Origin of the sequence: Myxococcus sp. CA033 (genome assembly GCF_013336625.1) — a bacterium.
Classification (GTDB): Bacteria; Myxococcota; Myxococcia; order Myxococcales; family Myxococcaceae; genus Myxococcus; species Myxococcus llanfairpwllgwyngyllgogerychwyrndrobwllllantysiliogogogochensis.
This window is the reverse complement of the sequence record NZ_JABUMU010000013.1, coordinates 27,638-43,880: the sequence shown is the minus strand read 5'-3', so window position 1 is coordinate 43,880 and position 16,243 is coordinate 27,638. Positions and strand designations below refer to the sequence as shown.

Genomic DNA, 16,243 nt, shown 5'->3' with positions numbered 1-16,243 from the left:
TCCTGCGGGGCCATGAGCCCCGAGCGCCCGCTGTACCTGGACCACAACGCCACCACCCCCGTGGACCCGGAGGTGGTGGACGCCATGCTGCCGTACCTCCGCGAGCACTTCGGCAACCCGTCCAGCGCGCACCCGTACGGACGCCGCGCCCATGAGGCACTGGAGATGGCGCGCGCGCAGGTGGCCGCGCTCATCGGCGCGAAGCCCTCCGAAATCCTCTTCACCTCCGGCGGCACGGAGGCCAACAACCTGGCCATCCGGGGCACCGCCGAGGCTCGCGCGGAGCGGCGCCACCTGCTCACCTCCACCATCGAACACCCCGCCACGACGCTGCCCTGCGACGCGCTGGAGTGGCGCGGCTGGCGCGTGACGTGGCTGCCGGTGGACGCCGAGGGCCGCGTGCGCGTGGAGGACGCCGAGCGCGCGCTGGACGCGGAGGGCGCGGAAACCGCACTCGTGTCACTGATGCATGCCAATAACGAAACGGGTGTGTTGCAGCCGGTGGCGGAGCTCGCCGCGCGGGCCCACCGTCACGGCGCCACCGTACACACGGACGCGGCGCAGTCGGTGGGGAAGGTGCTGGTGGACGTGAATGTGCTCGGCGTGGACCTGCTCACGCTGGTGGGGCACAAGCTGCGAGCCCCCAAGGGCGTGGGCGCGCTGTACGTGCGCGAGGGCACGCCGCTGCGCGCGGTGACGCTCGGCGGAGGCCAGGAGCGCGGGCTGCGGCCGGGGACCCAGAATGTGCCGTACGCGGTGGGGCTGGGCGTCGCATGTGAGCTGGCGGGCAGGCGGCTGGCGCGGGGTGGGAGCGCGGCGCTCGGGGCCCTGAGGGAGCGGTTGTGGGCGGGGCTTCGCGAGGCGGTGCCGGGCGTCACCTTGAGCGGGCAGGGGGCCGAGCGGCTGCCCAACACGCTCCATGTGCGCTTCCCAGGGGTGCGGGGTGGAGCGGTGCTGGCGGCGACGCCGGAGGTGGCCGCGTCGACGGGGTCGGCGTGTCACGATGGGGGTGAGTCCGCCTCGCCCGTCCTGCGGGCGATGGGAATCCCGGAAGCGGACGCCCTGGGCGCGGTGCGCCTTTCCCTGGGGCCCGACACTTCCCCGGAAGAAGTGGATCAGGCGGTGGTTGTACTGGCGCGCGGGTGGAGACAGGTGGCGGGCTGAAATCTCCGTGCAATCATCGCCCCGCTTCCGGCGTAGGGCGTGGTACCGGAGCGTGCCGCCGGTGCGGCGCCACCGCCGACGCGAGAGGGTGTTTCACGTGAGCATCAGGGTCGACGTGTGGGAGGGCGGGCGCATCGCGCTGTTTTCGCTGCGAGCCAACCGCCTGCGAACGGTGCTGACGACGGTGGGGATTGGCGTGGGTGTCTGCACGCTGCTGGCCATCGTCGGCATCATCCAGGGCATCAACCAGTCCTTCGCGGACCAGCTCGCGCAAATCGGCGCCAACACCATCCAGGTGTCCAAGTTCCCCTGGGCCATGGGCGGTGACTGGTGGGAGTACCGCAACCGGAAGAACCTGACCGTGGACATGATACCCGCCATCCTCCAGTCCTCGGAGCACGTGGTGGCGGCGGCGCCCATCTTCTACGACAGGGCGGAGGTGCGCTTCCTGGACCGGCGCATGACGGGCGTGCTGGCCGCGGGCACCACGGCGGACTACTCCATCATCTCCTCCTACACCGTGGACAAGGGGCGCTTCCTCACCGACGCGGATGTGAACACGCGCTCGCCGGTGGTCGTCATCGGCGCGGAGCTGACGCGCACGCTGTTCCCCGGGCTGGACCCCGTGGGCCACCGCATCCTCCTGGCGGGCAGGCCCTACCGCGTGGTGGGCACGCTGGAGCCCAAGGGCACCGTGCTCGGTGAGAATCAGGACATGACGGTGCTGATTCCGTACCGCACCTTCCAGGAGCACTTCGGCAAGCGCAACTCGCCCAACATCATGGTGTCGGTGGACTCGCCCGAAAACACGCTCGACGTGGTGGACCATATGACCGCTGCGCTGCGCCGCGCACGCGGGACGCCGCCCGGGGTGAAGGACGACTTCGCCATCAACCGGCCCGAGCAGCTCGCCAACATGTACGCCAAGCTCACCGGTGCGCTGTACGGCGCGGCGACGGGCGTGGGGCTCATCACGCTGCTGGTGGGTGGCATCGGCATCATGAACATCATGCTGGTGTCGGTGCGCGAGCGGACGCGGGAGATTGGCGTGCGCCGCGCGCTGGGGGCGAAGAAGCGCACCATCATCATCCAGTTCCTGCTGGAGGCCTCCAGCGTGTCCGCCGTGGGCGGCACCCTGGGGACGCTGGTGGGGCTGGGGCTGGCGAAGACGGTGTCGTTCATCACGCCGCTGGCGGCGGCGGTGGAGCCGCTGACGGTGGTGGCGGGCGTGGGCTTCGCCGCCACGGTGGGCCTGCTGTTCGGCATCTGGCCCGCGGCGCGCGCGGCGAACCTGGACCCCGTGGAAGCGCTCCGCCATGACTGAGGAGACACCGCGATGATGGCGTTGCTGGACACGTTGCGGCTGGCGTTCGGGACGTTCGTCTCCAACCCGCTGCGCTCCTTCCTGACGCTCTTGGGCATCGTCATCGGCGCCACCACGGTGGTGGCGATGATGGGGCTCATCGAGGGCCTGCGGAACCAGGTGAACGAGAACCTGTCCGAGCTGGGCGCCAACTGCTTCCAGGTGCAGCGGCTGCCCTTCGGCGCGGGCAACCTGTCCCTGGCGGAGCTGTCGCGCCGGCCCCGGTTCACCTTCGAGGACCTGGACGCCATCCGCGAGCTGCCCTCGGTGCTGACGGCGGCGGGGGAGGACTCCAAGGGTGGACAGAAGCTGTCCACGCAGCAGCGCGAGACGCGCGCCAACATCGGCGTGTGGTCCGGGACGCCGGAGTACTTCCAGACGAACTCCGTGGTGGTGGCCACCGGCCGCGCCTTCACGGACACCGAGTACCTGGATGGCCGGCGCGTCGCGGTCATCGGGCCGGATTTGGCGGACACGCTGTGGCCGGGGATGGAGCCGTTGGGGCAGACGTTCCGCCTGCAGGGCCGCAACTTCACGGTGGTGGGGACGACGAAGCGCAAGGGCAGCTTCCTGGGCGGTGGCGGCCAGGACAACACGGTGATGATGCCGCTGACGGCGTTCCGTCCGCTGTACGGCCTGAACAACTTCCGGGTGAGTGTGCAGGCGCACTCGGCGGAGGTGCTGAAGCGGGCGCAGGATGAGGTGACGGTGCTGATGCGGCGGCGTCACGGGCTGAAGCCGCTGGAGGCGGACGACTTCTTCGTGTTCTCCAACGAGAGCTCCACGGAGATGTTCAACAACATCTCCCAGGTGATTTCCGTGGCCAGCTTCGGCGTGTGCCTGCTGTCGCTCCTGGTGGGCGGCATTGGCATCCTGAACATCATGTTGGTGGCGGTGACGGAGCGGACCCGGGAGATTGGAATCCGCAAGGCGCTGGGCGCGAAGAAGCGGCGCATCCTCGCGCAGTTCGCCACGGAGGCGGTGGTGCTGTCGCTGACCGGCGGAGTGCTGGGAGTCGCCCTGGGTGTGGGGCTGGCGCACCTGGCGCGCTGGGTGCTCGGCCTGCCCACCGAGGTGCCGGGTTGGGCGGTGGGCGTGGCCCTGGCGATGAGCAGCGGCGTGGGGCTGGGGTTCGGAATCTATCCGGCCGCTCGCGCCGCGAAGCTGGACCCCGTGGAGGCGATGCGCACGGAGTAATGCGCCACCCGCAGTCCCGCCGTGTCCCACGAAAAGGGGCCCCGCCCGCGTACAGCGGACAGGGCCCCTTTGAACGTCTAGACCCCGGGAATTACGGGCAGGGGCCGGTGCAGATGAGCTGGCCGGTGATGGGGTGCTTGTAACAGAACGGAGCGCACTCGGACTTGGGGGCCTCGGTCGTGAAACCGGTGGTCACACCAAAGACAGCGACGAGCGCGGTGAGGGCGGCAGCAACACGGAGGTTCTTGAGAGCCGACATGGGGGTGTGTCTCCAGACTGCGTGTCTGTACGGCCCGGCAAGCATGGTATTGAACGCAATTGATAACAACTAAGAAATCAAGAATAGCTCTGGGCGTGTGGCTTTGCCGGAAAGACTCGCACGCAGCGAGCCGGTGAGACATCGCTGCTCAAAGCGGTGGTGTGGCGCGCTTGTAACTATCGAGTGTGTTGGTTGGAGCGAGGCCCACCGCCGGCCCATTGGTAGCCGAGGGTCGCACCCGCGCCGATGAGGGCGAGGCCGATGAGGGCGCGTGCGCTCTTGAGGCGGGTGCTGGGCTCGGCCAGCTTGGACAGCAGGCCGTCGACAGCGGCGGCGAGCAGGGTGCCCGCGGCCGCTCCGCCGAGTGCTCCGAGGTAGGCGTCGGTCTGGTCCTGGCTGCGTCCGAAGGCGAGCTCGCCCATTCCCCAGGTGCCGAGCGCGGCGAGGGGCGGGGTGAACAGGAGTCCTCCGCCGAATGCGGCGACTTCCAGGTCCGCCCAGCGTCCTCCGCCCGGCGTGGTGGGTCGGAGGAAGAGCAGGCGTGAGGGCAGGTAGCCCGCGAGCATTCCAGCGGCGGTCTCCGACGCGGTGGCGCCCAGGCGCGTGTCACCGCCGACGCGCGTCGCGCCCCACACGCCACTGAGTGGCAGCAGGGCCAGTCCTCCGTGGGCGACCCATGCGCCCGTGGACAGCGGGAGGTCTTCCGGGGCCGAGGGGACGGGGACACCGCTCATGCCGGGCAGGCGCGTTCCGTCGGGGCTTGCCGCGGAGGTGGTGTCATCGCGGAGGGAGAGGGCGCTTCGTGGGTCGCGCGGCGCGCGTGGCCCCTCGGCGTTCGTATCGCGCGGATCCGTTCGTCGCAGCGGTGCGTCCGCGGCGAAGTGGCCTGGTGACGCGGACGCGGAGGGGGTTCCGAGCAGGAGCGCGAGGAGCCAGGTGCTCAGGAGGAAAGGTGCTCTCGGAGGCGGTCTTGGCATGGGGCTCGCGGGCCGGGTGCGGACGAGGAGGGTGCTCACTCGCGGGCCCTGGCTCCACCGGGCACATGGCCCGAGTGCCCTGCGTCGCACACTGTGCTCGTCCCGAGGTGTTGGCGGCTGGACGGCCCGGGGTGTGTCCGGTGGCAGGTGCCGACCGGGCGGGGAGCCACTAGCTTCGGACGGTGAAGCTGGCCTGCTCCGTGCTCGTCGCGTTGCTCGTCGCCGGGTGCCCTGCTCCGAACCATCGGCATGACCTCCGGCTGCGCTCTCTGCCCACCGGAGCGGGAGAGACGCGCTCGCTCGCGTTCTTCCAGTCGCTCGGTGTTCCGCTGGCCCCCGGGCATGGCGTGGAGCTGGTGGAGAACGGGCACGTGTTCGACGTGCTCGAGGCGGAGATTCGCGCCGCGCGCTCCAGCATCCACATCGCCAGCTACATCTGGCGTCCGGGAGAGCCGTCGGAGCAGTTGGTGCGCGCGATTCGCGAGCGGCATCCCGGCGTGGCGTGTCGCGTGCTGGTGGACCCGCTGGGCAGCGTCAACTTCGAGCCCGTGGGGATGGAGCTGTCGAACGCGGGCTGCGAGGTGCGCGTCTTCCGGCCGATGCAGGGGGCACTGCCGTCACTCGATGCGGCGCGCATCAAGACGCGCATGCACCGCAAGCTGGTGGTGCGTGATGGCGAGGTGGGTATCACCGGGGGCTTTGGCATCTGGAAGAGCTGGCTCGGTGATGCGGAGGGGGAGGAGTTCTGGCGGGACATGAGCGTGCGTGTCGAAGGGCCTGTCGTGCGGGACATGCAGGTGGCCTTCGCCCAGAACTGGCAGGAGGCGGGTGGGGACTTCCTTCCGGTGGAGGCGTTTCCGGAGCTCGCCGTGCGCGGTGGGGCTCGCGCGGGCTTCGTCGCGAGCACGCAGAACCGGTTCCTCTCCGACGCGCGGCGGATGACGTTGCTCACCATCGCGGCGGCGCGGCGGCGGCTGTGGATCGCCAACTCGTACTTCATCCCGTCCGAGGCCATCAGCGACATGCTGCTGGAGAAGGTGAAGCAGGGCGTGGACGTGCGCGTGGTGGTTCCCGGGCGTCATCACGACATCGCGCCCGTGCACGCGGCGCAGCGCGCGACGTATGCGCGGCTCCTGGAGGGCGGCGTGCGCATCTGGGAGTACGAGCTGTCGATGATGCACTCGAAGACGATGCTCGTGGACGAGGACCTGTCCGTGGTGGGCTCGACGAACCTGGACCCGCTGGCGCTGAGTACGTCGGACGAGTGCTCGCTGGTGGTGGAGGACGAGGCGCTGGCTGCACGGCTCGCCGCCGCGTTCGAGAAGGACCTGCGTCACTCGCGGGAGATTCACTGGGATGGGTGGCGCCGCCGCGGCCTGCTGCAGCGCCTGGGCGAACAGCTCCCTGGCTTCATCGGCGACTATCTCTGACGAACCCAGGGTGAGCGGTTTGCCCCGGTCAGAAGCGGAAGGTGGCCGCCATCTGGACGAGGGGCTCCACTGCTTCCTGCTCCTCGACCTTCTCCATCACGTCCGTGGTCTCGCAGATCATGAGGAAGCAGCGGGTGACCTCGCGCGTGGTCTCCGTCCGGGTATGCGTGGTCTGGGCTCCCGCGCTGACCGACAAGTGCCACCGGTCCCCGAATGGATGGGCGTAGCCCACGAGTCCACTCAGCGAGGTGCGAGTCCCCTCCGTGTTTTCGTCCAGGTCGAAGAGGGTGTGGCTCGCCTGCGCCGACACGAAGGCGCCCAGGAAGGACTGCTGACTGAAGTAGATGCGGCTGCCGAGCTGAAGGCCCACGGCGTTGATGTCGAGCCCCAAGTGCGTGCCGCCGAACACCGTCAAGGCCGGCTGCAACTGCTGCTCCATGTTCACCATGAACACGGGCGTCCGCGTGGGGCCCTCATCCATTTCGAAGGAGTGGCCGTGAAACCCGAAGTGGAGCGCCGTGCCCCACGACGCGGTGTCCTGTCTCGTGTCTTCGATGAGCAGGGGCTGACCGGGGGTGTCGTTCTCCTGGGCGAAGGTCGAGCCCGGCATGACGAAGAGCACCGTGAGGATGACGAGTCGACGGGTGTGGAAAATCATGGCGCCGCCCCAAGGCAAGCGGTGTGCCGGATGCAACCGCGCGAGATGACAACACCGGGGGTGCGCGGATTGCGCAGCGCTCTGCACAAGCGCGAAAGCCACCTCGCCCTGCCGCGCTGGCCCGGTGGCAGGCACGGCCCCACCCGAGTCTTCGCTCAGCGTGAAGCCGCGTCGTCGGTGTCGCATGACTCGCTCACGTGCGCTTCAACCTCCGCTTAAGGGGCGGACTGGAGCGGGACGCGGGACGGAGGCGCGTCACACGTGCGCGTGGTAATGGCTGCGCGCATGAGCATCCGGGACTTGGTGGGTAGGGCCGTCATCCGCGAGGCACGGCCCGAGGATGACGTGGCGGTGGGTGACTTGTTGATTGAAGCCTTCACCTCGCAGTACGCGAAGAAGCTCCCCGACGTCGTCTACACCGACGAGCGAAAGCGGGAGCTGCGGGACGTGGCCGCCCGTCGGAAAATCGCCACGTTGCTGGTGGCCGAAGTGGAGGGCGAAATCGTGGGCACCGTGGCCCTCTTTCCCCCGGATGCTCCTGGCTCCGAAGCCTGGCTGCCTCGCGCAGTGGACCTGCGAGGACTGGCCACCGCCGTGAAGTTCCATGGCTCCGGGCTGGCGCAGCTCCTGCTCGACTCCGCCGAGGCGATGGCTCGACGCTGGGATGTCGACGCCGTGTGCCTGCATGTCCGTCGCGGCGCGACCGGGGTTGTTCGTATGTACATGGCCCGTGGCTATCTGCGTGAGCCCTCGGGCGACCTCGACCTGCCCAGCGTGTACCTGGAGGCGTATGTGATGCGCTTCAAGGAGACCACGCACTAGCGAGCGCACCTTCGGGCTCGGAGCCGCGCGCTCGCTGCTTCGCGCCCGAGGGAGCCTGCTCCTCGCTGTATCGACTCTGGGACTCGTGCCGCGCTCACTGCTGGAGCGCGTTCGCCCAAGCCCCGTTGAGTCGCCGCCCTGATGACCACGGTCATCAGCCCCCCGACGTCTGTCATCAGGCCCGCCCCTGTTTCGGGCTCGGCGTCTCGTGCTTCCTCCGTGTTTCCGGGGGCTTGGCCCATGCGGCCCTGGGTGGAGACCCTGGCACACCATGTGCTCAAGGGTCCTGCATCGGCTGACCTCACCCGGTCCCTTCGCCACCCATCCCCCGAGGAACATCGTCATGGCGCTCTCCCCCATCTCCCGCCCCGTTGGTTCCCTCTCCGCTCCTTCGCTCCCTGCCCGCACGGAGCTGTCGTCGCAGGCGATTCCCCCGCGCACGAAGGAGTCCTCGGTCCAGTCGCTCTTCCAGAAGGATGGCTTCGAGTCTTCGGGTGGCCTCAAGAGCGCCGAGGGTCTCCAGCAGCTCGTGAAGATGCTCGCCGCGCAGGTGCAGTCCCTGGGCGAGCTGGCGCAGGCGCTCGGTGGCGACAAGGGCGGCCCGGGTAAGCTCGGCGACTCCGCTCCCCTGGGCCGGGTGGGCGGAGTGCGCAACCCTGGCTCGATGGGTGAGGGCGCGCCGCGCATGGGCGGGCTGGCGGATCAGGCTGTCGCGGGCGCTCCGCCGGCCGGGCTCGATTCCTTCGGCGGCATCCCGGACCTCGGTGGTGAGGGCTCGCAGTTCGGCGGTGTGCCTGACCTCGGTGGTGAGGGCGCGCAGTTCGGCGGTGTGCCCGACCTGGGCGCGGAGACGGGCATTCCGGACAGCATGCTGCCCCCAATGCCAGGCGCGCCCGTCCCCCAGCAGAAGGCCCTCGCCAGCACGCCCACCGAGCAGCCCGCTGCGGGCGCCACGGCGGTCGACGCGAGCCAGAAGGCCGCGCAGCCCAACGGCGTGAAGAAGGACGGCAACACGCTCACGCTCAACAACGACGGCGACAAGCCGATGACCGTGAACTTCACCCCGAACGCGGGCGAGAAGGCCGTCGACTCCGTCACCCTCCAGCCCGGCGAGAGCCGCACCGTGAAGTTCCCCGAGGGCTGGTCCGGCAACTTCCGCAGCGACGCCGGTGACGGCAAGAACGCCACGCTCGGTGAGGTGAAGTTCAACGGCGGAATGGGTCAGACCTACTACGACGTCAGCTACATCGAGGGCCACAACACCTCCATGACGATGCAGCCGGAGAGTGGTGGCCGGAAGTCGGGAACCCTCGACAACCTGCTCTCCTCCGCCCCCGACGCCGTGAAGGCCAAGGGACCGGACGGCTCCGCGTACGGCATCAAGAAGACCACCACCTCGGATGTGCAGGACTCGTCGGTGGTAGACTTCTTCCGCAAGCACGTCGGCGCGGACCAGGGCTACGTCATCCCCAAGGACGACGCGAGCACGCTGGGAAGTGGTGACAGCAACCTCGTCGTCCACCTGAAGAACCTGACCTGAGCCACCTCGACGCCCCCGCGTCGGCCCCCTCGCCCTCATGAGTGTCCGCTGGCCCCAGAATGTCCCCCGACCCGGGGTCCCCGCCCGGCAGGCCAGGGAAGAGGCCGCTCGCGAGCAGTCCAAGCCCGCTGAAGCCAGGTCCTCGAACAAGCCCGCCGCGAAGGGACCCACCGGGAAGCCTGCCACCGGAGGACGCGCCGGTGCCCGCCCCACCGAGGGCGACAAGGACAGCGCGCAGGGTGGCGTCCATCGCGATGGGATGGAGTCCGGCACCCAGCGCGGCTCCGCGGAGGGACTGGCCGGGGGTTCTCCTCGAGGGACTCCGGAAGGGCTGGCACCCGGCACCACCCGAGGCACCACCCCCTCCGCGCCCAACCCCCAGTCCCTTTCGAATCCCTCACAGGCGCCGCGACTCCCGGAAGAGAAGCTCGCGCGTCAGGCCCCTGCCGTCCCCACCGAGTCCCCGCGAGAGCGCGACGTCGCGGAAGAGGGAACCCGAGAGGACGCACGCGGCGCGCTCGAAGGCCGCGCCATGCTCCGCGGCGCCGTGCTGGAACGGCTGGTCCGAGGACTCACCGAGGTCGAACAGAAGCTGGCCACGTTCCTGGAGAACCCCGGCCGCCAGGGCGTCGTCACCCTCCCGGTGGTCCTCAGCGAGAGCTCCGTCACGTACGAGTTCTGGAGGCTCGTCAGCGTCCAGTCCGATGACCGGAACTTCCTGGCCCAATCGCTCGGCTTGCCCGTCACCGCCGACGACGCGCTGCTGCTCCAGACGCTCCGCCAGGAAATCCACGCGGCCTTCGATGAGTTCCAGCGCTCACCTTCCGGCAAGCAGGCCCGCGCGCGCTACGAAGAGGTGCTGACCCGCTACGAGGCCGCGCGAATCCAGCCCGTCATCTCCGGCCACGACACCGGACCGCTCGCGGCCGAGTGCGCCCGCCTCCAGCTTCCCTGCGAGCCGGAGTTCACCCGCTCGCTCCTGCTGTCGCCGCTGCAGCTCGCCGTCGCGCTGTCTCCCGAGGAGGGCACCGCGACGCAGGTCATGGTCGCCGGCCTGACGCTGACGCAGCTCGGCGCGCTGGTGGGCCACCTGCGCCGCCTCAATCCGATGCTCGGCAACGCGCAGGTGCGGCAGTTCCTCTTGCGCGCCGCCACGGACCTCAAGAACGCGCTGCGCAAGCCGTTGGGTGACGCGGAAGTGGAGCGCGTGCAGGAGCTGGCGAAACAGCTCCTGCGCCTCCAGGCCGTGGCGATGCTCCACGTCTGAAGCGACTCCCGCGCTCAGGCGCGGAACGACGAGGGACGCAGTGCCAGGTCCGCCACCGGGTCGAACCGCGCCTCGGCCTCCGCTCGCGACTTCTCCCTCAGTCTGAAGCGACTCCCGCGCTCAGGCGCGGAACGACGAGGGACGCAGCGCCAGGTCTGCCACCGGGTCGAACCGCACGGAGGTGAACCGCGCCTCGGCCTCCGCTCGCGACTTCTCCCTCAGTCTGAAGTCGACTCCCGCGCTCAGGCGCGGAGCATCGGGGGACGCAGCGCCAGGTCCGCCACCGGATCGAACCGCACGGAGGTGAACAGCGTCTCGGCCTCCGCTCGCGACCTCTCCGTCAGGAGGATTCGCGGGCGAAGTTCGACTTGGACCGGGAGCCACCGCCCTCGGTGTTGCCGAGCGCCGCGACCTTGTGGCCACCCTGCTCCGCGCGCTGCGCTTCGGTGGTGCCCTCGGCCTTGTCGATGACGAGCATTCCGCCGCCCTGGTGCTCGCGCCAGCTGGTGCCCACCGCGTCTTCCAGCTCGCCCGCATCCAGGGAGACAGTCTTGCCGGTGCCAGGGTCCTTCACCTTGTACTTGCCCTGGTCGTCCTTGCCATCCACGGTGACCCAGTGCGCGCGGCCCTTGCCGGCGTCCTTCAGCGACGGGTCCACCTTGTTGGAGTCCACCAGCACGGCGGCCTTGCCGTCGCGCTTCAGGGCCTCGTCCATCAGCCCCCGGTCGAACGTGGAGGCGCTCTGCGTCACCTGCGCGCCCTCGTGGGCAATCATGTTCGACAGCTCGTGCGCCGTCGTCCCGTTGCCGTCGGTGAAGCGCGACTCCAGGGCGTCCATGGTCTGCTGGTCCGACGCGGCGGCCGTCGTCCCGGTGCCCTTCGCCTTGCCCAGCATCACCGCCACCGCGGAGCCGCAGTTGGCGTCCTTGGTCTGCTCCAGGACCGACGGGTCCTTGTCCTCATCCCAGCCGCCCAGCGCCGGCGCGGCCTCGGCCATGTCCTTCACGCAGCTGACAATCCGGGCCGTTGCGGGGGAGACCTCGCCCGCGGCGGCGGGAGCGGTGAAGCGCTGGGACCAGGCCTGCCGGGAGGCTTCCTGCGCGCCGTACGCGTCAGCGGGCTGCTCTTCCAGCTTCGCGACGGGGGCGGCGGGCTGTGTCTCTGTCTCCGCCGAGGGGCCGGCGACGGGCACGCGCACGACTCCGGTGCGCGACTGCTCGACGGGGGTCCTCGCCAGGTTCGGGGGCAGGGTGACACTCACGGGGGGCTCCTGGGCACAGGGAGAGCGTGGAAGGCCAACCTACCCGGAAACCGGCCGGGCGTTAAGTCTCCCGCCCCGCATCCAGCTCGTGTTTGCGCAGCAGTTTCTTCAAGTAGACACGGTCGATGTCCGCCTCGCGGGAAGCGCGGGAGATATTGCCCTCGCAGCGCTCCAGGAGGTTCTTCAGGTAGTCGCGCTCGAACCCCTCGATGAGCCGCTCCTTGGCCTCCTTGAAGGGCAGGTCCAGCTCGACCTTGGTGCTCCCCTCGCCGGAGGACTCCAAATCCGGCAGGGCCTCCTCGCCCAGGTTCATCACCTGCTCCACCACGTTGCGCAGCTCGCGCACGTTGCCGGGCCAGGGGTACTGGGCGAGCAGCGCGCGCGTCTGGTCCGACAGCGCGCTGGGCGGACGGCCCGTCGTCTGGAGCATGTGGTCGATGAGCACCGGGATGTCCTCCGGGCGCTCGCGCAGGGGCGGCAGGCTCACGCGCAGCACGGCGAGCCGGTGGAACAAGTCCCGGCGGAACTTCCCCTGCGTCACCGCCTGCTCCAGATTCACGTGCGTGGCGGCCACCACGCGCATGTTCACCGTCTGGTAGTCGTTGGCGCCCACGCGCTTCACCTGTCGGCGCTCCAACACTCGCAACAGGCGAGGCTGAAGCTCCAGCGGGAGCTCGCCCACTTCGTCCAGGAAGACGGTGCCATTCTGCGCGCGCTCGAAGGCGCCCGCGCGGTCTCCCTGCGCGCTGGTGAAGGCGCCCTTCACGTGGCCGAACAGCTCGCTCTCGATGAGCGTGGGCGGCACGCCCGCCAGGTCCACGATGACGAAGGGGCCCTTCTTGCGCGGGCTCTGCTGGTGGATGGCCTCCGCGCACAAGTCCTTGCCCGTGCCCGTCTCGCCCTGGATGAGCACGTCCGCGCCGCCGGGGGCCAGCCGCTCCAGCAGCGTGAAGGCCTCGCGCATCTTCCGGCTGTTGCCCACCAGCGCGCCGAAGCGGTCCTTCGAGGACAGCAGCACCGAGCGCTCGCGGGTGTCCTCCGGAATCAGCTTCAGCTCGGTGGTGCCCAGGGTGATGACGATGCCGGGGCGCAGCTCCAGGGACGTGAAGCGCAGCCGCTCGCAGAAGGAGCCGTTGTGCGAGTCCAGGTCCGTGGCCACCACGTGCTCGTCATGCACCTCCAGGCGGAGGTGCTGGCGCGACACGGCCTTGTCATCCAGGACGATGTCGCACGTGGGGGCCTTGCCCACGGTGTACACGCCCTGCTTGAGCGGATGCACCTTGCCGGAGTCAGGGCCCGAGAGGACCTTGAGCACCATCTTCACCTGGCCGGCCCGGCCCCGCGTCAACGTGGCCGTGGCATCCAGGTTCATCTCGTCGTCATCCGGCGGCACTGACACCCCATGGACGGTAGCACGGCCCGGAAAGGCCGCCACCCGTCAGTCGCGTGCCTCATTTCCCGCGAGGGCGAGCAGGCTTCACACGGGCGGGCTTCACACGGGCGGGCTTCACGGGTGCGGGCACGGGCAGGGCCGCGAGGAAGGTGTCCACGTCCCCCACGCGCGCGTCCAGGCCCGCTTCCGTGAACCAGCCCCGGGCGCGCGTGGCCTCGCCCCGTGCCTCCGGGGACTGGCCCGATTGGACCAGGGCCTTCGCCAGCGCGAAGCCGGACTCCGCCAGCGCATCTGGCGGCGCGGAAGCGAACGTCACCGCCAGACGCAGGGGCTCCACCGACTCACCCACGCGGCCCAGGCCCAGCAGGGCCTGCCCCACGCCGTCGTAGGACGGCTGGAGCTTCTCGTCGTCCGCGGGCAGTGTCTTGCGCTTGAGCGCGAGCGAACGCTCATACGTCTTCAGCGCGTCCTCGAAGCGGCCCATGCCGAGCTGGCACATGCCCACCTCGTCGAGCGCCTCCGCGAACTTCGGGCTGTCCGCGCCGTAGATGGCCTGGAAGATGTCCGCCACGGCCTGGGCATGTGGCAGCGCCTGGGCATCCTGCTTCAGCTCGCGCAGCGTCATGGACAAGAGGCCATGGCGCCGGGCCACGTCCGGGTGCTGGGGGCCCATGGCGGCGGTGGTCTTCTGGAGCGCGTCCTCCATCAGCGCCAGCGCGCGCGTGGAGTCTCCGAGCGAGTGCACCACGTGCGCGAGGAGGAACGTCGTCCGCGCGCGCTTGGGGTGCTCGGCGGGCAGGGACTTCTCGTAGAGGACCTGGGCCTCCTCCACGCGGGTCTTCGCCTCCTCGTACAAGTCCTGGGAGATGGCGAGGTTGGCCTGGTTGACGCGCACGTCGCCCAGCAGCACGGGGTCTCCGCCCATCCGCTCCAGCGTGGCCTCCGCGAGGGAGCCCCAGCGGGCCGCGGGCTCGTAGTGCTTCAGCCCGTCCTCCACGAAGAGCAGCTTGTTGAGGGCGGTGACTTTCAGCCGGTCCGCGTGCCCCGCCTCCGCGTCGAACACGGCGCTCGACAGGAGCTTCGCGGCCTCGGGTGATTCGCCCACCTGCTCCAGCAGCCAGCCATTCAAGAAGCGCGTCTCCGCGCGCAGCGGCAGATAGCCCGTGGCCTCCACCGGCGCGACGAGCGCCTTCACCGCCTCCAGCGCCTGCGGGTGCTTGCCGGCATCCATCCGCGCGCGGACGTGGGAGAGCTTCTCCTCCAGCAGTTCGATATCCGCGCGGCGCAGCGGGTCCGTGGGCATGCGCTGCCGCTCGGCCAGGGCCTCCGTGTCCTCGCATTCCCACAACGAGGGCAGGGCGAGCGCGGCGTCCAGGGACTTCTCCACCAGGGCCGCGTCCGCGCTCGACAACAGCTCCACCGTGGCGCTGAAGTCCTTGCGACGGCGCTCCAGACACACGAGCTGCCGGTCCAACTGCTCCTCGGGTTTGACGCCCTGCACGCGCGTGGCCTCGCACGCCTGCACGCGCTGGCGCTTCCACAGGTCCGCGTAGTCGCCGAGCGCCCGTGACACGCTCTGGGCCATGCCTTCCGCGAAGGGCCTGCCCGTGGCCAGGAACGCGGTGGAGAGCTTCGCTTGCGTCGTGGGTGACCACACGTCGTCCATCTGTGCCCCGGCATCCACGCACACGCGCGACTGCTGCCACGCCGCGCCGCCCGTCAGCGCGAGCGTCGCGCCCAGCGCGCTGGCGGCCGTCACCCACCGACGCCGCAGCGTCCGGCGATGCTCCTGCGACAGCGCCTCCAGCAGCACGGCCATGGAGGCGAAGCGCGCGTCCGGCTCCAGCGACAGTCCGCGCAGCACGGCGTCGCGCACCCATCCGGGCACCTTGGAGTCGCGCGGTGGCTCGCGCACGGCGGGGACCAGAATCGTCGCGGGCGAGGAGGGCGCCGCCGAGGGCCGCTGCGCGCCCAGCGACTCCGTGCGCTCCAACTCGGCGCTGACGCTGGTGCTGGAGAAGGCATACGCCCGCAGGCTGCCGGGCTCGAAGGGGCGCGCGCCGAAGAGGGCGCCATAGAGCGCGGCGCAGAAGCTGAACTGGTCCGTGCGCCCGTCCAACGTCGTGCCCCGGAACTGCTCCGGGGACATGTAGTTGGGCGTGCCCACCAGCAGGCCGTCCTCGGTGAGCGTCGTCTCCAACATGCGACGACCGGCCGAGGACGCCAGCGCCTCCCGCGTCTCCTCGGTCAGGGGCTCCTCGTCCTGGGGAAGGTCTCCCATCGTCCGCGCGAGGCCGAAGTCCGTCACGTAGACGCGGCCCGCGCGGCTCACCAGCACGTTGGCCGGCTTGAAGTCGCGGTGCACCAGCCCCGCGGCGTGCGCGGCCTCCAGGCCCCGGCCCGCCTCCACATAACGCGTCACGATTTCGCGCCAGGAGCGCGGCGACGCCTTCAGCCACGAGGCCAGCGTGCCGCCATCCACCAGCTCCATGGCCACGAAGACCTGGTCGCCCCACATGCCCACGTCGAAGACGGGGATGACGTTGGGGTGGGAGACGCGCGCCATGGCCTGCGCCTCGCGCAAGAGCCGGGAGCGCGCCTCCTCCGAGTGGTCATGGCGACCGTCCGGATGCAGCAGCTTGAGCGCCACCTTGCGGTCCAGGTCCGGGTCATAGGCGGCGTACACCACGCCCATGCCGCCCTGGCCCAGCCGCCGCAGCAGCAGATACCGCCCAATCTGGGAGAAGGGCGGCGCGGCGCGACGTGCCTCGTCGGGCCCCGTCCCGGAGAGGTCCTGCTTGGGGCCGGTGCCCAGGTCTTGCGTACCGGTGCCCTCCGGACCCGTGCCCGCGTCCCGTCCGCCTGTGTCTTTCCTCGTCATGTCTGGCGCACCTCGGGGCGGAGTGTAGCGA

Annotated in this window: 13 protein-coding genes; 7 read left to right on the top strand and 6 right to left on the bottom strand. The window is 70.0% G+C overall.

The genetic code is table 11. The features are described from left to right. Positions 1–12 precede the first annotated feature (12 nt). The 3 genes from HUA78_RS26810 to HUA78_RS26800 all read left to right on the top strand — a co-directional run bounded on the left by HUA78_RS26810 (position 13) and on the right by HUA78_RS26800 (position 3,724). The gene (locus tag HUA78_RS26810; protein WP_174477424.1) at positions 13–1,164 is read left to right on the top strand and encodes a cysteine desulfurase family protein; all 1,152 of its coding nucleotides are present in this window, start codon (positions 13–15) and stop codon (positions 1,162–1,164) included. Between the two features lie 97 nt (positions 1,165–1,261). After that, complete coding sequence (locus HUA78_RS26805; protein WP_141643963.1) at positions 1,262–2,488, top strand: ABC transporter permease; 1,227 nt, start codon at positions 1,262–1,264, stop codon at positions 2,486–2,488. Positions 2,489–2,500: 12 nt separating this feature from the next. Next, positions 2,501–3,724: an ABC transporter permease gene (locus HUA78_RS26800; RefSeq protein WP_141643964.1), complete on the top strand. Its 1,224-nt coding sequence runs from the start codon at positions 2,501–2,503 to the stop codon at positions 3,722–3,724. Between the two features lie 91 nt (positions 3,725–3,815). Here the strand turns inward: HUA78_RS26800 and HUA78_RS26795 are convergent, their stop codons facing one another. Both HUA78_RS26795 and HUA78_RS26790 read right to left on the bottom strand, forming a co-directional pair. Continuing rightward, complete coding sequence (locus HUA78_RS26795) at positions 3,816–3,983, bottom strand: hypothetical protein (RefSeq protein ID WP_174456011.1); 168 nt, start codon at positions 3,981–3,983, stop codon at positions 3,816–3,818. A gap of 176 nt (positions 3,984–4,159) precedes the next feature. After that, entirely contained in the window at positions 4,160–4,717 is a 558-nt protein-coding gene (locus HUA78_RS26790) for a hypothetical protein (RefSeq protein ID WP_254613997.1), read from the bottom strand. A 425-nt stretch (positions 4,718–5,142) separates the two neighbouring features. Here HUA78_RS26790 and HUA78_RS26785 point away from each other — a divergent pair, with 425 nt between their 5' ends. Then, positions 5,143–6,390, top strand: a complete 1,248-nt coding sequence (locus HUA78_RS26785) for a phospholipase D-like domain-containing protein (RefSeq protein ID WP_174460289.1) — start codon at positions 5,143–5,145, stop codon at positions 6,388–6,390. A 28-nt stretch (positions 6,391–6,418) separates the two neighbouring features. Here HUA78_RS26785 and HUA78_RS26780 read toward each other — a convergent pair whose 3' ends face one another. Further along, positions 6,419–7,048, bottom strand: a complete 630-nt coding sequence (locus tag HUA78_RS26780) for a DUF3575 domain-containing protein (RefSeq protein ID WP_174460288.1) — start codon at positions 7,046–7,048, stop codon at positions 6,419–6,421. A gap of 285 nt (positions 7,049–7,333) precedes the next feature. Here HUA78_RS26780 and HUA78_RS26775 point away from each other — a divergent pair, with 285 nt between their 5' ends. The 3 genes from HUA78_RS26775 to HUA78_RS26765 all read left to right on the top strand — a co-directional run bounded on the left by HUA78_RS26775 (position 7,334) and on the right by HUA78_RS26765 (position 10,677). Beyond that, the gene (locus HUA78_RS26775; RefSeq protein WP_141643967.1) at positions 7,334–7,870 is read left to right on the top strand and encodes a GNAT family N-acetyltransferase; all 537 of its coding nucleotides are present in this window, start codon (positions 7,334–7,336) and stop codon (positions 7,868–7,870) included. A gap of 343 nt (positions 7,871–8,213) precedes the next feature. Further along, complete coding sequence (locus HUA78_RS46660; protein WP_254623919.1) at positions 8,214–9,410, top strand: hypothetical protein; 1,197 nt, start codon at positions 8,214–8,216, stop codon at positions 9,408–9,410. Between the two features lie 37 nt (positions 9,411–9,447). Beyond that, positions 9,448–10,677 (top strand): hypothetical protein, encoded by a 1,230-nt coding sequence (locus tag HUA78_RS26765; protein ID WP_174477423.1) that lies wholly within the window; start codon positions 9,448–9,450, stop codon positions 10,675–10,677. Positions 10,678–11,017: 340 nt separating this feature from the next. Here the strand turns inward: HUA78_RS26765 and HUA78_RS26760 are convergent, their stop codons facing one another. The 3 genes from HUA78_RS26760 to HUA78_RS26750 all read right to left on the bottom strand — a co-directional run bounded on the left by HUA78_RS26760 (position 11,018) and on the right by HUA78_RS26750 (position 16,212). After that, entirely contained in the window at positions 11,018–11,938 is a 921-nt protein-coding gene (locus HUA78_RS26760) for a hypothetical protein (RefSeq protein WP_174456008.1), read from the bottom strand. 61 nt (positions 11,939–11,999) lie between these two features. After that, a complete protein-coding gene (locus HUA78_RS26755; RefSeq protein ID WP_174456007.1) occupies positions 12,000–13,310 on the bottom strand; it encodes a sigma 54-interacting transcriptional regulator in 1,311 nt (436 codons plus the stop codon). Positions 13,311–13,389: 79 nt separating this feature from the next. Beyond that, positions 13,390–16,212: a serine/threonine-protein kinase gene (locus HUA78_RS26750; protein ID WP_174468484.1), complete on the bottom strand. Its 2,823-nt coding sequence runs from the start codon at positions 16,210–16,212 to the stop codon at positions 13,390–13,392. Positions 16,213–16,243 lie beyond the last annotated feature (31 nt).

What these genes read in the sequence shown, in the direction of transcription:
- HUA78_RS26750 (WP_174468484.1), bottom strand. Translation starts at nt 16,212, where the DNA reads ATGACGAGGAAAGACACAGGCGGACGGGACGCGGGCACGGGTCCGGAG.
- HUA78_RS26765 (WP_174477423.1), top strand. Translation starts at nt 9,448, where the DNA reads ATGAGTGTCCGCTGGCCCCAGAATGTCCCCCGACCCGGGGTCCCCGCC.
- HUA78_RS26775 (WP_141643967.1), top strand. Translation starts at nt 7,334, where the DNA reads ATGAGCATCCGGGACTTGGTGGGTAGGGCCGTCATCCGCGAGGCACGG.
- HUA78_RS46660 (WP_254623919.1), top strand. Translation starts at nt 8,214, where the DNA reads ATGGCGCTCTCCCCCATCTCCCGCCCCGTTGGTTCCCTCTCCGCTCCT.
- HUA78_RS26755 (WP_174456007.1), bottom strand. Translation starts at nt 13,310, where the DNA reads ATGAACCTGGATGCCACGGCCACGTTGACGCGGGGCCGGGCCGGCCAG.
- HUA78_RS26795 (WP_174456011.1), bottom strand. Translation starts at nt 3,983, where the DNA reads ATGTCGGCTCTCAAGAACCTCCGTGTTGCTGCCGCCCTCACCGCGCTC.
- HUA78_RS26810 (WP_174477424.1), top strand. Translation starts at nt 13, where the DNA reads ATGAGCCCCGAGCGCCCGCTGTACCTGGACCACAACGCCACCACCCCC.
- HUA78_RS26790 (WP_254613997.1), bottom strand. Translation starts at nt 4,717, where the DNA reads ATGAGCGGTGTCCCCGTCCCCTCGGCCCCGGAAGACCTCCCGCTGTCC.
- HUA78_RS26780 (WP_174460288.1), bottom strand. Translation starts at nt 7,048, where the DNA reads ATGATTTTCCACACCCGTCGACTCGTCATCCTCACGGTGCTCTTCGTC.
- HUA78_RS26800 (WP_141643964.1), top strand. Translation starts at nt 2,501, where the DNA reads ATGATGGCGTTGCTGGACACGTTGCGGCTGGCGTTCGGGACGTTCGTC.